Here is a 14,907-nt window from a genome sequence, read left to right as displayed (position 1 = left end):
TGAGAAGAGCCTGGTCAATGAAAGTTGAACAGGCTCTTCTGTTTTATGGAACCTTTCGAACTCTAATTTGTTATTCTTTTAGAATACAATCATAATTAAGATCCATGAAATTATTAGAGAATAAAGTAGCTATAGTTACAGGTGCTGCCTCCGGTATCGGAGAAGCCGTCGCCCATATTTTTGCTGAGGCTGGCGCCAAGGTTGTTGTATCTGATGTCGACCAGGAAAATGGAGAACGCGTTGTCGCAGAACTTAAGTCGCAGGGGGCAGATGCAATTTTTGTGCAGGCTGATACCTCAAAGCCAGAAGACAATGAAAAATTAGTTAAAATTACAATCGAACAGTTCGGTGCATTACATATCGCTGTAAACAACGCCGGTATCGGTGGACCTGCAGCCCGGACAGGAGAGTATCCGGTTGACGGCTGGGATAAGGTAATTGCCATTAATCTCTCCGGCGTCTTCTATGGCCTGAGATATCAGATTCCGGCAATGCTCGAGCACGGAGGCGGAAGTATCATTAACATGGCTTCCATCTTAGGGCAGGTGGGCACCAAGTTATCAGGTGCCTATGTAGCGGCCAAGCATGGAGTTGTAGGTTTAACAAAATCTGCTGCGCTGGAATATGGAGAGCAGAATATCAGGGTCAACTCCGTAGGCCCCGGATATATCCGGACCCCATTAATCACTAAACACCTCACTCCGGAGCAAATGGATAATCTGGTGCAGCTGCATCCGGTTGGCCGCCTGGGTGAATCCAAAGAAATTGCAGAGCTCGTATTATGGCTTGCTTCAGATAAAGCTTCCTTCGTTACAGGAGCTTATTATGCAGCAGATGGCGGATATCTTGCCCAATAAATAAGATTAACGCTTACCTTTGGGTAAGCGTTATTTTATGTCTATTGAAAAAAACTCCCTCCATCCTAGAAATCTTCACCGTTCCAGGTATGATTTTCCAGAATTAATTCAAACCTCTCCTGAGTTGGAGAAGTACGTTTCAGAAAATCCTTATGGCGATCTATCTATAAATTTTTCTGATCCTGAAGCTGTCAAAATGCTGAACAAATCTTTGCTTATGCATTTTTATGGATTGCAGGAATGGGATATCCCTGCAAACTATTTGTGTCCACCGATTCCGGGAAGGGCCGATTACATTCATTATCTGGCAGATCTGCTTGCTGCACTAAATGGGGGTGAAGTCCCTCGCGGTAAACAAATCAAAATATTGGATATCGGTACAGGTGCGAACTGTATTTATCCTATCATTGGGCATCAAGTGTATGGATGGTCATTTACGGGAACAGATATAGATAAAAAAGCTATTCATTCAGCCGAAAATATTGCCGCTTTAAATCCAGTATTGCAGCATGATTTAAACTTCAGACTGCAGCATTATCCTTCCGCTATCTTCAAGGGAATCTTTAAACCTGGAGAACTGTTTGATCTTACCCTTTGTAATCCACCTTTTCACGCGTCGGCAGAAGAAGCATTGGCGGGGTCTAAAAGAAAGGTGCAAAATCTGAGTAAAGGCAAGAAAACTGTGCCTGTATTAAATTTTGGTGGTCAGCAATCAGAACTTTGGTGCAAAGGCGGTGAGTTGGAATTTGTCCGTAATATGATTACCGAAAGCAAAGAATACGCAAATCAGTGCTGTATGTTTAGTTCCCTGGTGTCAAAAAGCGCGAACCTTCCACCTTTATATGCCGCTTTGGAAAGAGCAGGGGCGACAAGGGTTGAAACGGTTTCGATGTCACAAGGGCAGAAACAAAGCAGATTTATAGCCTGGACATTTCTTAACGATCCAGAATTGGAGGACTGGCGTGTAAAAAGGCTGACTAAAAAAAGTTAGTGAAAGAGTAATACCTTCACCTGTTTTCCGTTTAATTTACCGATCACTGCATCGGTTTCAATATCCCTAAACTCCAATGGGGATTTTTTATTATATTTCAGAATCAGGTTACAGTAAATATGGGCACATTTCATCCAGTTTTGGGCAAGCAGTACGTTCTTCCACAGATTGGATCTGAGCCAAACGGTTTGTCCTTCGATACGCACAAATTCCTTTTCCTGAAGCTGGAGCATAGTATCGATGATTTTTGCATGTTGTGCGGCCTGATTAGGCGACTCCTGTACTTTTTTATTGGCGTAGATCATGTTTATAATGCTGAAATGACTTGCTGATCCGGTAAAACTAAAAATTTTGAAGCACAAATTAATATCTTAACTTTAAACCATGTTCGATAAAACCACGTATCAGGCCGCCAGAATTATTGCTCCTAAAGTAGAAGCTATTTTTGCGCAGCACCTCGCGAAAGCCAGGGATAACGGGGAAGAAGATCTGGCTCCGCTGCCCTCCGCACAAATTGTCGAGACTATAATTGATGTGACTTTCTGGGCCAGTATCCGGAAAGAAGAGGGACATTCTCCTAAAATATCCCTTGCTTTTCTATCTCCCGCGCAGGCGGGAAATCCCTTGTTGTTTAAACAGCGGCTTCCGCTTAATCCTGCGGTACTAACTAAAATAGCACCCGGAGTGGAACGTGCTGGTATCCATATTGGAATCTGGGAGGAAGAAGGTGAGTTATTCATCTGGGGAACCACCACAAGTATTCCTAATTTTTGTTTTGTTCTTGACGTTTCGGAACCAGCTTTGCTGGTTATTAAGCACCGCAGAATATATGGATTCGGTAAATTTACGAACCTTGCGGTACTTAAAGGAGATCAGATTAAAATTGTAGATACTAACTCTGCTAATGTTCCGGACAGCCCGCCTATGCTGCTCTCCCTGCTTGACCTTACTGCGCCATCGTATTGGAATGATACCGTTAATGTATTGATCCAGCTCGCCGTATCTATGAGGTCGCACCAGCGTGGAGGCACTTTACTGGTTGTACCGGGCGATAATAATAATTGGTTGCAATCTATCATCAAGCCAATCCAATACGGGGTTCAGCCGGCTTTTGGCGGACTGTCAAACTTGCTGAGGCAGGATCGTAAGGAAGCAAGTCAGATCTTTTGGCAGACGGCACTTAAAAGAGAAGTGGAACATCTGGCAGGACTTACTGCAGTAGACGGCGCGACAGTGATTACTTCGGATTATGAACTGCTCGCGTTTGGTGCTAAAATCGGGCGGGCAAAAGGAAAGGAACCAGTGGAGGAACTATCCTTTATGGAGCCAATTGCCGGCGGTGATGCTGTCCTTATTCATCCAGCCAAAGTTGGCGGAACGAGACATTTATCTGCCGCTCAGTTTATTCACGATCAGAATGGTGCAATTGCGCTGGTGGCTTCACAGGATGGGCACTTCACCATTTACTCCTGGTCTACCCTGCAGAGCCGCGTTCAGGCACATCGTATTGACACGTTACTACTTTAAAATATGTTTTGTGTCCATTTAATCTTAATGGACTGAAAATAAGACACAAAAAAAGCGTTTGGGTCTCCAAACGCTTAAAAAAAATAAGTACTATATCTTAAGACTTATGTCCCGTTTCAGGAAAATAAAATGGCTCCGGCAATCACTCCCAGGAATAATAGAAGCATAACTATCCGGTCTGCATTGATCCATTGTTTCTTGGTTAATGCAGCTTTTTCTGCTGATCGGTCCTTTCTGGCTAAAGGGGGAAATAATAAACTTAATTTCACTAACATAAGCGAATTCTTAAAGGTACAATCAAGAATAAACAAACTGTGCGCCAAAATCTTTGAATCTGCTAAGATGTTGATATTTAAATTTTTCTATGACATTCCTGTTATTTCCAGCTCTTAATTTCCTTAAATATCATTCTTCAATTCAGTAATTTTTCTCTAATATTTCTTAATTCGGATTTAAAAAAAGGATTTTTCTAATGTAATTTCCATGATTTTTAATCAAATGAGTTATTGATTCAAATTTTATTTCACTGATTATCAAATAATTGTATTTATATTTTGTATTCATATAGTACTATGTATTGCATATTACTATACAAAGCATATATCTTTGTATTATGATTGCAGAAAATACACAAACACAAATGCGCAAGGGCATACTTGAATATTGTGTGCTCCTGATTATCTCAAAAGGAGAGATATACGCCTCGGACATTATCGCAGAATTAAGAGCTGCCAAGCTGTTGGTTGTGGAAGGAACGCTTTACCCATTATTAACACGACTGAAAAACAATGGCTTACTCAGCTATAACTGGGTAGAATCGACTTCCGGACCTCCGAGAAAGTACTATGTACTAACACCCGAGGGCACGGCAATACTCGGGCAGTTGGATGGGACATGGCAGGAGCTCTCGTTTGCTATTGATCACGCAAAAAATGCTTCACTATCCTAAGCCCCCATAGATAACAGGCTAAACATTAATAAGACATAAACAAATATATTCCGATGAAGAAGACATTAAATATTAATATAGGGAACTCCATTATTCACATCGAGGAGGATGCCTATGAAATACTCACACAATATCTGATCGCTGTTAAGCAGCATTTTGGGAAAAGTGCTGACGATTTTGAGATTGTAAAAGATATTGAGAACAGAATCGCAGAAATGTTTGCCGATATTTTGCAGGCACAGCACAAACAAGTTATTCAAAAAGAAGACGTCGAAGTCGTAACTGGTTTAATGGGGTCCGTAAGTGATTTCGGAGATGCTGAAGAGGAAGAACAACCTGTATTTACTGCTGACAAAGAAGAAAGACCTGTTTTTGGCGAACGCAGGATCTATAGAGATACAGAAGATGCGATGATTTCAGGTGTCTGTTCCGGCTTAAGTTATTATCTCAAAATAGACGTTAGTATATTAAGGGTAATCGCTGTGATCACTGCTTTGATGGGAGGATCCGGCATATTAGCTTATCTGATTCTCTGGATTACGATCCCTAAGGCACATAGCCGATCGGAAAGAATGGCAATGAAAGGTGAAGCCGTTAATCTGAAAGGGTTCAAAAGGAATTTTGACCAGGAAATGGCCCAGTTGAAGGATAATCTGCAACACGCCAATGCACATATCCAGCCAATGGTTAAACGTTCGGGTACGTTTATCACCGAATTTATTGAGGTCATGGACATTTTCCTGAAAGGTACTGGAAAGAAATTACTTCAGATTATTGCGATCTTGATTATGATTTTCAGTTCAATTGCCTTTCTGGCGACAATAGGGGCACTGGCTGCATCTATGGGGTTTTGGAACACTGGATTGAATAGCTTCTTTCCTTTTACTTTAGTTGATGCTGCTGAAATTAATAATTTACTGCTGGCTGTGTTTGTGGTAATTGCCATTCCATTACTGGCGCTGATTCTATTTGCGGTACGGGTAGCTTTTAATACCGTTTCAATTCCTAAAGCACTCTCCTTCGGAATGCTGATTATCTGGCTTGCCGGGTTGTCTTTCACCATATTTTATGTAGCCAGAACCACGACAGAATTTAAGGACACTGCGGCTTTTACCCGAAATTATGAGTTGAAGAGCTATCCTGAATTTACCTTGAAAATGGACACCCGCATGTTTTTTAGCAAAGAAGACAGTTTACGTTACCATCTGGATACGACCGAAAAAGCAGGAGCTGTGGTTAGAAGTCTGGAAGAGAGTCCTTTTACTTTACCAAAGAATGTATCCTTAACGATTGAAAGAAGTGAAAGCGGTAAGCCGGAGCTGATTCGGAATTACAGCTCCAAGGGAAGGAGCTTCGAGCAGGCATTAAACCTGGCTAAGCAGATCCGTTATGATTTTACACAGCAGGACTCTCTGCTGCAATTTAGTCCTGAACTGCAGTTAATGCAAAAAGCAAATTGGAGAGATCAACAGGTAGAATTGATCTTGCGTCTGCCGGAAGGTACAAGAGTAAAAATAGATCCTGAAATGGATCGCTATCTCCGTAATTATTCTTTATGGGAATGCCGTGACGATGAAGATCATTCCGGTACTGAATATTATTACAAAGGTATAATCACCGCTGAGGGGTTGAGGTGCCAGAACTAAGTCATGTTGTTCTATCCATAAAAAAAATTACCCCCAATAAGTGTTTAGCTTTTTGGGGGTAATCAGAAACTGCCTTTTATTATTACCGGCTTACTTATTTAACCGTATACCTGTAGATAAATCTACCAGGGTTTCCATTTTTATCCAGGCCTTCAATTACTGCACGGTAAGTACCTTTACCATCGGCATTATAGAATTCAACTACTGTGTCTCCAGCTTCGGTGGTCTGAATTTTAGGATTCCAGTAAATAGTTGTTCTCAGATCATTACCCGTGTAGGAACTCGTTTGTGTCGTATACTTCGGTGCGTAAAACTCTCTCACTTTGGTGTAACCTCTTGGAATAAACTTCAGGGTATTGTTTTCCGGTAGCATTTTTTTCAAGTCTGATAATGACATATTAGATTTCGGGGCTTTCTTGGTATTAATTACCAGGATACCATTGGCATTATAATTCTTAAAGGTAATTCCCAACTGGTCTCTCAAAAAGATCTCGACAGATTCTACCTCACCAGGCATTACAGAGCTTAAGTTAATGGCATCTACAGGAGCACCGTTAATAAATATTTGAACCGGTGTTCTGTTTCCTTGCTGATAGTCGCGGTTAACATAGAATTTGTCTATGTCAAAAGTCAGGCCCAGTGCCATTGTTTTTAAACAGGTGAGCAGGTCATTACAGTCTTTAAATCTTTCCCCGTCAATCTGGTGGTCGGGAACGGAGCTTAAACCACTTAATGCAGGGTGATCTGAATGACTTGGTTTTTTAACTGTGGCGCCTGTAATCTGAACTTCTTTCAGTGTACGCAGGTTACTATATTGTTTTTTACTATTATCCAGATAGGTTGATAATGTACTGTCAATATTCATTACTTCAGTAGCCACGTCAGGATTGCCGGACACTTCCGGGAAAGCCTGTTCGTCCAGCATGATCATCAGATTACTGCCATTGGCGCTGTATTTGGCATTTAAGAGTAACTCCAGACCATCCTCGAAAACGAGGTTTTTGAAATTAAATATACCTGAATTAGTAGTTAACGTTTCTGCTGAGACACTTCTTCCCGGCCCCGTTAATCTCAATGCACCCTTTTTCACAGGCATACCAGTTCTATCTCTTAAAATACCACTTACGTTTATACCTTGCTCAGGAAGATAAGTTGTCTGTGGAAAACGATTGGCGAGGATATCTTTATAAGAGAAACGGCGATACCCTTGTGTTAGCATTAGTATATCTAACTCTGCCCGTTTTTTTGCATCCGTTTTTATAAAATAATAATTTGGGCGCTCAACAAACCCCTGGAGATCTGAGGTAAGTAATAACGAACTCACAATAGTGGTTTCTGTATTTTCATCAACAGGAACTTTTTGCTGATCGACTACACTCAGCGAGAAATCACCGGCAAGGTTCTGCGTTGAATCTTTGGCTGAGATGGTCATTTTTACCTTTTGTCTGACTTTATAAGAAGGCAGATCAGATTTCATTGAAAGCTTCATCGCATTCTGATGCAGAATGAAAATCATTCGCTCGCTTATGGGGTCGCCTGTTGAGGAGAATAAGGTTAGCTGTATAATACCTGAAGGGAATTTTTCAGCAGGAATTTTAGCTGCGGTTACCTGTGTTTGCAGTTTAGATTGTGCAGCATAGTAAACACGGCCTCCGTTCTGAGCCACTATATATAACCCTTTTCCCTGGTTTGCCTGGAAATAGGCATCGTTGGCGACAATTTTAAAATTGACTACATCCGGACTTGTATTCACAGCCTGCAGGGTAATTCCTGATGTACTTGATTTTGGAAGTTCTACTACTTTTTTAGTGCCGTCTTTAAAGGTAATAGCGGCTTTATAGGTTCTTCCCTTTTCTGTATTGAGATAAAAAGACCCCATGCCCAGATGAGTTGAGTTAAAAGTTGCGAGTTGATTTCCACTTTCATCAGTTACTATCCCTGTGGCATCTATACCCAGACCATTTGGATTAACGGCTTTAAAAGCCATTTGTGTGGGAACACCTTCTATAAGTTCTCCGCCTTCAGGGAAAAACTGAATATCATTGGCCCCGGTTTTGGGTTTCATGACAAATGTGTTAGAAGCATTGTCTGTATCGTTAATTTTCAGATCGGTAACCAGATTAGCTTTCGTAATAACCTGGTTCTTTTTAGCCGGTATTGAGATCTTAAGTACACCGTTTTGGTCTGTAACTCCCCGCCCTCTGCCGATAACTTCATAATTGGAGGTTACTGACCAGCTGACAGGTTTACCGGCCATGGCAATTTTATCTAAATTTTTGTACTGAATCTGCGCATCTATAGTCTGCCCCTTGTCACTCTGGCTTGACTTATAATTAAAGTGTGTAATCACCTTTTTGTCAATAGCTTCTCCTATAGGAATTGTCTTATGAAAATAATAGTCAGAACTAGAGTTATACATCCATTGTGTATAAGCTCTGACGTAGTAATTTCCCTGCTTAAAGTTAGTCATGTCCAACTCCAGGCTACCGAATGCAACGCTGTTGTTCACCGGAAGCTTTAAAGATTTAACCAGTGAATCCTGACTATTCAATACATCGACATAAACGATTTTACTTAGTGCTGATGGCAGGTTCTGGTCGAAAGTAAGGTAGGCTTTAAAGAACAAGGTATCTGCAACGCTGTAATAAGGTTTATCAAAATGCAGGTATACCTTTTCTGCCGGATATTGCTCTGCAATCATTTTAGACTTGTCCAGTATGTTTTTTAGAATCGTCGTATCCTGCTGTGCAGATGCCTGATAACCGAGAGAAAGGAAAAGTATAAATAAGGCAAAGGAGGTTTTAAAGTATTTCATGAATGGCTTAATAATACAGATTTAACCGGACTAAGATATTGATTAATGTAAGAGCATCCTTATCAGTCCGGTATGTTTAACATATTTTTACAATATACAAATTCCTTAAATAAGAAAAAGGAGCCCTTTAAAGGCTCCTCTTTTCCAATTAACGTCTGAATTATGCCATTGTATTTCCAGGCTGGGATTCTTTTAGCTTAAGAAAAATGAATTACAAAATCTTCCATCGGCGTACGTACTTTTTTCAGTTTTACCAACCAATCACCTTCAGGATCGCGGTAACCTAATGGCAATAATGTAACACTGCGTAGTCCTTTGGACTCCAGACCTAATAACTTGTCCAGTTCCGGACCATTAAATCCTTCCATTGGTGTTGCATCTACTTCCAGTAAAGCTGCTTGCGCAATGGCCATCCCGAATCCGATATAGGCCTGCCTCGCTGCATGCTGGAAATTCTCTTCCGGGGTTCTGACGGTGTAGGTCGAAGTTAGCATGACCTCATAATCACCAGGAGTTTCATCGGGTAAACCACGTTCCTGGTTGGCATGGGAGAATACGCCACGGATCCGCTCTTCTGTATAATTATCCCATGCTGCGAAAATTAGCAGGTGGGAAGAATCTACAATTTGCGCCTGACCAAATGCAATTGGCTGGATCTGAGCTTTCAGAGCAGGGTTGGTTACAACAATTACGCGGAACGGCTGTAGACCTGAAGACGTTGGAGCCAGGTGAGCTGCTTCTAAAATCTGGTCTACCTTATCCTGGCTAACTTTTTCGCCATTCATTTTTTTTGTTGCATAACGCCAGTTAAGGGCGTTTGAGAATGTAGTCATATTAATAATTTTTTGAGTTCTAGTGTAGCAGTTTGGCTTGTTAAGCTAACGGTGTTAACAAATGTATGCATGTTATATTAATCGATAGAATTCATTTTCTGATTTTACTTTCTAATGATAGTTCCAAAAATAAATGTGATGGAACATTTGGATCATGGAGGATTTTTTATTAAACTCGTAATACTATGCATGCATAACGTATACGATGGCTTTGCAAAATCATTTTTAAGTTTCTGATGAAACAAAACAGCTGAATTTTAGCTTTATACATCATCAGCAATTCATTTTAACTCTAACCAAATATGAAAAAGATTCTACTAAGTGTGCTGCTTGTTCTACCTGTTTTGGGTTTCGCACAATCCTTTCAGGTCAACTTGCAGGGACAGAAACAAACTGCAATGGGCGGGGCAGGAACGGGCGTCGCCATGGACGAAGCAGCTGTATTCTTTAATCCGGGGGCTGTCTCCTTTCTGGAGAAAAATGGAGTTCAGGCGGGTATAAGTCCGCTGTATCTCAAAACGGCCTTTCGTGAAAACGGTTCTAATATAACAGAGTATAATAAGGATAAGATCGCTACACCGATCATGGGGTATGCTGTGTTTGGTAACCCTCAGGGCCGGATAAGGTTTGGATTGGGTATTTACACACCATTTGGTGGTGCGATGCACTGGAAGGAAGACTGGACGGGTAAATACGCAATTACCTCTTTGGATTTACAGGCTATTTACGTGCAGCCTACAATTAGTATAAAAATTACAGATCAGATCGGTATTGGTGGTGGTCTGGTTTATTCGATGGGAAAGGTCGATTTGCGTAGGGCAGTTCCGCTGACATTGAATGACGGTAGACAGGGAGATGTTAAATTAAAGGGTGATTCCCATGATTTTGGCTGGAACGCTGGTATTTATATTAAAACGATTTCTGGAGTTTCTATTGGTATAACCCACCGTTCGCAGGTTACTGCGAATGTGAAAGACGGTGATGCAACTTTTAACGTACCCGATGCACTACGGTCATCTTTCCCGACAAAGTTCAGTGCGGCCTTACCTTTACCAGCTACAACTTCAATCGGGTTAGGATTTTACCCGTCTGCGAAAACAACGATTGCTGTCGATGCAAACTGGGTGCACTGGAATAAATATAAAGAGCTCGCCTTTATCTATAATAATAATGACAGAATCGAGAACACGGTATCTCCGAGAAACTATCATGATGCTGCCGCACTTCGCGTGGGTATTGAAAATCAGGCGACATCGAAACTTGCATTACGGGCGGGTGTAGGTTATGCCTTTACACCGGTAGGCAAGGGTTATGTCACCCCGGAGGTTCCGGATGCAAACCGTATTCTGCTGAGTGCAGGTCTGGGTTATAAAGCGTCTGAAAGATTCCAGATTGATTTTTCTTTCCTGTATGAAAACGTGAAAGCAAGAAATGAAACCAACATTGAAACAGGCTTAAGCGGTGAATTTAAAACAGTCGCGTATATCCCTGGTATCTCTTTATCTTATAAATGGTAGTTAATCTCTTCAGCAATAAATAACATGAAATCGAATATTATATATCAAAGTATATTTGCAGTAGCGCTGCTTTCGCTGGCATCCTGCAAACCGGAATTGAAAACGGTTACTCCAACTCAGGGCAATGCGGACTTCAGCCGTTATATAGCCGTGGGAAATTCTCTGACTTCTGGATTTGCAGACGGCGGCTTATACCTGGATGGGCAGAAAAATTCGTTTCCTGGCATGATAGCCACACAGATGAAAACGGTTGGCGGGGGAGAATTTTATACACCATTCTTTACCGACGCACAGGCTGATGGTACAGGTTATAAAAAGTTGTCTTCCTTTACCGCAGCCGGCGATCCTGTAATAACAGATGTAGCCGCTCAGGCCGTTAGGGATGTGATTACTATTCCTGATTTTGGAAAGGTCACCCTGATGACTAAGTATTCCGGCGAAATTAACAATTATGGGGTTCCGGGTATAAAACTGGGCCAGATCACTTATAAGCCTTACGGTAACCTGAATGGATATTTCGAACGCCTCCTTCCGGGAAACTCTCCGACTAATAACACAGCATACATTGATTTCGTAACAGAAAAACCATTTACATTTTTTAGCCTTTGGCTTGGAAATAACGATATCCTGGGTTATGCGACTACGGGTGGTGCTTCACCTGCAGACCAGCCTACCGATAAAGCAACATTCACTGCGCTATATAATTTAGCTGCCAGCAGAATGACTGCAAACGGTGCAAAAGGTGTTGTCGCAACTATTCCAGACGTATTGAGCACACCTTATTTTACAACAGTAACACTGGCTGCTTTGCTAAAAGGTGTACAGGCGAGTGCTCCGACAGTAACATCTCTATATATTAAGACGGGAGCAGGAGATGTCAGGCCGGCAACTGCTAAAGATTATTTCATTCTTCCCTTCTCTTCAGCAGGCCTTCTGGGGAAACCAAACGGATCGGGTATTCCGTATGGTTTACATCCTTTAAATCCAATAGAAAGTCAATATGTACTGGACGAGGCAGAAGCTGCTAAAGTAGCCGATTATGTTACTTACTATAACCAAACCATTAAATCTGTTGCTGCGGCCAAGCAGCTGGCGGTTGTTGATACCTATGCGATCTTTAAAGAATACGCTGCCGGTAAAATGGTAAATGGCGCAGAGGTAAGTGCTGCTTATATTACAGGTAATATTTTCTCCCTGGATGGCATCCATCTAACCCCACTAGGTTATGCGATCGTAGCTAATGAATTTATAAGATCTATTAATAAAACTTATGCGTCTGGTATCCCGATTGTTGATGTAACGAAATACAGAGGAGTTAAGTTTCCTTAGTTTGTAAATCTTTGACAGATGACAATAAAAAAGAGGGCTTGCATGCAAGCCCTCTTTTTTATTGTCTGTATGATATGCTTATTGTTGTTCGAAGGCTTACTTTTTGAGTTTTGCTTTGAAGATTTTTTCCAGCTTTTCTATTTTCGGCTGAACAACCAGACGGCAGTAAGGTTGATTAGAGTTCTTAGCGAAATAATCCTGATGATAGCTTTCCGCAACATAAAACGGTTGTGCCTTTGCGATCTCAGTAACTACAGGTTTACCAAATGCCATCGTCTTGTTTAGCTCTGCTTTGTATTTTTCTGCAGTTGCTTTTTGCTCAGGACTGTTATAGAAGACTACAGAACGGTATTGTGTACCAACATCTGCTCCCTGACGGTTTAGCGTTGTAGGATCATGGCTCTTCCAGAATATTTCGAGCAGTTCATCATATTTGATTTTCGCCGGATTAAAAGTTACTTCGATTACCTCCGCATGTCCGGTGGTACCAGTGCACACATCTTCGTAGGATGGGTTTGGTATAGCACCCCCTTCATAACCGGAACGTACTGCAGTCACGCCGTCGAGGCGATCAAAAAGAGCTTCCGAACACCAAAAACAACCCATGCCGAAAGTGGCTTTCTGTGTTTTACTCTGCGCATCTGCGCCTTCGAAAGCTAAGAGAATAAGAATCATGGTGGCTAAATATTTCATGTGAATAGGAGTTATACGATAATAAACGATTTTTACTGATTTATACGTACATATTCGTCATCTGGTTTCCTAGAATGGCTTAATCGTCTTAAATTGACAATTACCTGATAAAATCAAAATTAGTGGTTGAAATGTTAATAACTTAAATTCCTGTTTGTAAATCAAATACGGGACTTTAATGTTGAAAACTGATATTTATCCACAATTCTTTTTTAATTTCGTTTCTATTCAAAAACATACCTATGAGTACACCATATATTCCAACCCTTGATCTGGGATCCTATATTAACGGAACATCGCAGGAGCGTAAAAATTTTTCCGACGAACTTGGCCGGGCATTTAATGATTCTGGTTTTGTAACCATTACAAACCATGGGCTAAGCCAGGAACTGATTGATCAGTTATATGAGCAGATTAAGGCTGCATTTAGTTTGTCGCCTGCGCAAAAAGCACAATATGAAAAGCCGGAGCTTGCAGGACAACGGGGTTATACAAGCCCGGGTAAGGAGACTGCAAAAGGTGCGAAAACTGCAGACTTGAAAGAATTCTGGCAAATTGGCCAGACCGTTACTGACGGTGATCCGGTAAAAGCTCAATATCCGGATAACGAAGTATTGGCAGAGCTCCCGGAATTTAACTCAATTACCACGGAAATTTATAAAAAACTGGAAGATAACGGTAAGCATCTGCTTTCTGCAATTGCAACCTATTTGGAACTGCCTGTAGATTATTTTGACCAGCATGTACATAATGGAAATTCAATTCTCCGCGGTATTCATTATTTTCCGATTGAGAATCCAGATGCAATTGCTCCTGACGCAGTTCGGGCAGGCGCACACGAAGATATCAATCTAATTACGTTGTTAATCGGTGCCAGTGCAGATGGATTGGAAGTTTTAACAAGAAGTAATGAATGGTTGCCGATTAAAGCCCATCATTCCGATATCGTGGTTAACGTAGGTGATATGCTGCAGCGCCTAACTAATAACAAGTTGCGTTCTACGACGCACCGTGTGGTTAATCCTCCGCGTGAGCTTATGAAAACTTCTCGTTTTTCTGTGCCATTCTTTTTGCATCCCCGTTCAGATATGGATCTGACCAGTTTGGATTCATGTATTGACGAAGCACATCCTAAGGTTTATACTGATATGACTGCAGGTGAATATCTTGATGAAAGACTCAGAGAGATAGGACTTAAAAAATAAAAAATTGCTTAAACTATATTAGAGCCGGGCTTTTAAAAGAGTCCGGCTTTTTGCTTTAATAGACTTATGGTTTATAATTACACGCTATTTAACATGCATTACCCACGAGACCCTACTGATATTTGCAATGGTGTGGGTACTTAGTGAACAAACCCGAGCAAGACCCGAATGAAACCAAAAGATGATATAACTATTGTCTTATCCTGAAATGGCTATACAGTTTACTGAATTAATTTTAGATAGACTATACACGCAAATTTGTTATTCCTGTATCAATTATACAAGTTGCTTTTCATTTGGTTTGCACCATTTAGGTTTCCATCTTTTTTTCAATGGCCCGTGTTTCAGGTGTGCCTGCTCTGGAGTTAGATAATCACAACTAGCATGGGGCCTTAATTGATTATAGGTTTGGATATTTTCTCTTATCTTTTGGGTAGTTTCCCTAAAACCAACTTTTGAGCTATGCAAATCAAATTCTGATTTTAGTATCCCGTTTACCCTTTCTGCAATGGCATTTTCATAAGGACTTCCATTCTCGGTCATAC

General features: G+C 41.1%; 14 protein-coding genes. 8 read left to right on the top strand and 6 right to left on the bottom strand.

Translation table 11 applies throughout. The features are described from left to right. The first annotated feature begins 104 nt into the window (after positions 1–104). Both BM192_RS15990 and rlmF read left to right on the top strand, forming a co-directional pair. Entirely contained in the window at positions 105–857 is a 753-nt protein-coding gene (locus tag BM192_RS15990) for an SDR family NAD(P)-dependent oxidoreductase (RefSeq protein ID WP_037438030.1), read from the top strand. A 37-nt stretch (positions 858–894) separates the two neighbouring features. Further along, positions 895–1,848, top strand: a complete 954-nt coding sequence (gene rlmF, locus BM192_RS15985; protein WP_037438029.1) for a 23S rRNA (adenine(1618)-N(6))-methyltransferase RlmF — start codon at positions 895–897, stop codon at positions 1,846–1,848. On the opposite strand, the gene BM192_RS15980 is transcribed toward rlmF, so the two are convergent. Then, entirely contained in the window at positions 1,845–2,153 is a 309-nt protein-coding gene (locus BM192_RS15980) for a hypothetical protein (RefSeq protein ID WP_037438028.1), read from the bottom strand. The two genes, rlmF and BM192_RS15980, sit on opposite strands and share 4 nt — an antisense overlap. Positions 2,154–2,232: 79 nt before the next feature. Between BM192_RS15980 and BM192_RS15975 the strand changes: the two genes are divergently transcribed. Further along, on the top strand, positions 2,233–3,375 hold the full coding sequence (locus tag BM192_RS15975; protein WP_037438026.1) for a putative sensor domain DACNV-containing protein: 1,143 nt from the start codon (positions 2,233–2,235) through the stop codon (positions 3,373–3,375). Between the two features lie 116 nt (positions 3,376–3,491). Here the strand turns inward: BM192_RS15975 and BM192_RS20975 are convergent, their stop codons facing one another. Further along, positions 3,492–3,650, bottom strand: a complete 159-nt coding sequence (locus BM192_RS20975) for a hypothetical protein (RefSeq protein ID WP_157282749.1) — start codon at positions 3,648–3,650, stop codon at positions 3,492–3,494. A gap of 338 nt (positions 3,651–3,988) precedes the next feature. On the opposite strand from BM192_RS20975, the gene BM192_RS15970 reads away from it, so the two are divergent. Then, on the top strand, positions 3,989–4,324 hold the full coding sequence (locus BM192_RS15970; protein ID WP_037438025.1) for a PadR family transcriptional regulator: 336 nt from the start codon (positions 3,989–3,991) through the stop codon (positions 4,322–4,324). 53 nt (positions 4,325–4,377) lie between these two features. Beyond that, on the top strand, positions 4,378–5,970 hold the full coding sequence (locus BM192_RS15965; protein ID WP_037438024.1) for a PspC domain-containing protein: 1,593 nt from the start codon (positions 4,378–4,380) through the stop codon (positions 5,968–5,970). 94 nt (positions 5,971–6,064) lie between these two features. Here BM192_RS15965 and BM192_RS15960 read toward each other — a convergent pair whose 3' ends face one another. Together BM192_RS15960 and BM192_RS15955 are read right to left on the bottom strand one after the other, a co-directional pair. Further along, positions 6,065–8,785, bottom strand: a complete 2,721-nt coding sequence (locus tag BM192_RS15960) for a hypothetical protein (protein ID WP_074964047.1) — start codon at positions 8,783–8,785, stop codon at positions 6,065–6,067. A gap of 197 nt (positions 8,786–8,982) precedes the next feature. Then, positions 8,983–9,618 carry an NAD(P)H-dependent oxidoreductase gene (locus BM192_RS15955; RefSeq protein ID WP_037438023.1) on the bottom strand — a complete coding sequence of 212 codons (636 nt, stop codon included), beginning with the start codon at positions 9,616–9,618 and terminating at the stop codon, positions 8,983–8,985. 302 nt (positions 9,619–9,920) lie between these two features. Here BM192_RS15955 and BM192_RS15950 point away from each other — a divergent pair, with 302 nt between their 5' ends. Both BM192_RS15950 and BM192_RS15945 read left to right on the top strand, forming a co-directional pair. Next, positions 9,921–11,135, top strand: coding sequence for an OmpP1/FadL family transporter (locus BM192_RS15950; protein WP_037438022.1), 1,215 nt, complete (start codon positions 9,921–9,923; stop codon positions 11,133–11,135). A 24-nt stretch (positions 11,136–11,159) separates the two neighbouring features. After that, entirely contained in the window at positions 11,160–12,464 is a 1,305-nt protein-coding gene (locus tag BM192_RS15945) for an SGNH/GDSL hydrolase family protein (protein ID WP_037438021.1), read from the top strand. 96 nt (positions 12,465–12,560) lie between these two features. Here BM192_RS15945 and msrA read toward each other — a convergent pair whose 3' ends face one another. Further along, positions 12,561–13,157 carry a peptide-methionine (S)-S-oxide reductase MsrA gene (gene msrA / locus BM192_RS15940; protein WP_037438019.1) on the bottom strand — a complete coding sequence of 199 codons (597 nt, stop codon included), beginning with the start codon at positions 13,155–13,157 and terminating at the stop codon, positions 12,561–12,563. Between the two features lie 242 nt (positions 13,158–13,399). Between msrA and BM192_RS15935 the strand changes: the two genes are divergently transcribed. Further along, complete coding sequence (locus tag BM192_RS15935; protein ID WP_037438018.1) at positions 13,400–14,362, top strand: isopenicillin N synthase family dioxygenase; 963 nt, start codon at positions 13,400–13,402, stop codon at positions 14,360–14,362. 276 nt (positions 14,363–14,638) lie between these two features. Here BM192_RS15935 and BM192_RS15930 read toward each other — a convergent pair. Further along, a partial coding sequence (locus BM192_RS15930; RefSeq protein ID WP_074964046.1) for an integrase core domain-containing protein occupies positions 14,639–14,907 on the bottom strand: 269 nt, incomplete at its 5' end.

This window comes from Pedobacter antarcticus (genome assembly GCF_900112985.1).
Taxonomy (GTDB): domain Bacteria; phylum Bacteroidota; class Bacteroidia; order Sphingobacteriales; family Sphingobacteriaceae; genus Pedobacter; species Pedobacter antarcticus.
The sequence above is the reverse complement of the archived record's forward strand: the minus strand, read 5'-3'. Positions and strand labels throughout refer to the sequence as shown.

Bases quoted from the DNA above. Each gene is read 5' to 3' on its own strand.
- BM192_RS15965 (WP_037438024.1), top strand. From the start codon at position 4,378: ATGAAGAAGACATTAAATATTAATATAGGGAACTCCATTATTCACATC.
- msrA (WP_037438019.1), bottom strand. From the start codon at position 13,157: ATGAAATATTTAGCCACCATGATTCTTATTCTCTTAGCTTTCGAAGGC.
- BM192_RS15950 (WP_037438022.1), top strand. From the start codon at position 9,921: ATGAAAAAGATTCTACTAAGTGTGCTGCTTGTTCTACCTGTTTTGGGT.
- BM192_RS20975 (WP_157282749.1), bottom strand. From the start codon at position 3,650: ATGTTAGTGAAATTAAGTTTATTATTTCCCCCTTTAGCCAGAAAGGAC.
- BM192_RS15990 (WP_037438030.1), top strand. From the start codon at position 105: ATGAAATTATTAGAGAATAAAGTAGCTATAGTTACAGGTGCTGCCTCC.
- BM192_RS15980 (WP_037438028.1), bottom strand. From the start codon at position 2,153: ATGATCTACGCCAATAAAAAAGTACAGGAGTCGCCTAATCAGGCCGCA.
- rlmF (WP_037438029.1), top strand. From the start codon at position 895: ATGTCTATTGAAAAAAACTCCCTCCATCCTAGAAATCTTCACCGTTCC.
- BM192_RS15945 (WP_037438021.1), top strand. From the start codon at position 11,160: ATGAAATCGAATATTATATATCAAAGTATATTTGCAGTAGCGCTGCTT.
- BM192_RS15975 (WP_037438026.1), top strand. From the start codon at position 2,233: ATGTTCGATAAAACCACGTATCAGGCCGCCAGAATTATTGCTCCTAAA.
- BM192_RS15935 (WP_037438018.1), top strand. From the start codon at position 13,400: ATGAGTACACCATATATTCCAACCCTTGATCTGGGATCCTATATTAAC.
- BM192_RS15955 (WP_037438023.1), bottom strand. From the start codon at position 9,618: ATGACTACATTCTCAAACGCCCTTAACTGGCGTTATGCAACAAAAAAA.
- BM192_RS15960 (WP_074964047.1), bottom strand. From the start codon at position 8,785: ATGAAATACTTTAAAACCTCCTTTGCCTTATTTATACTTTTCCTTTCT.
- BM192_RS15970 (WP_037438025.1), top strand. From the start codon at position 3,989: ATGATTGCAGAAAATACACAAACACAAATGCGCAAGGGCATACTTGAA.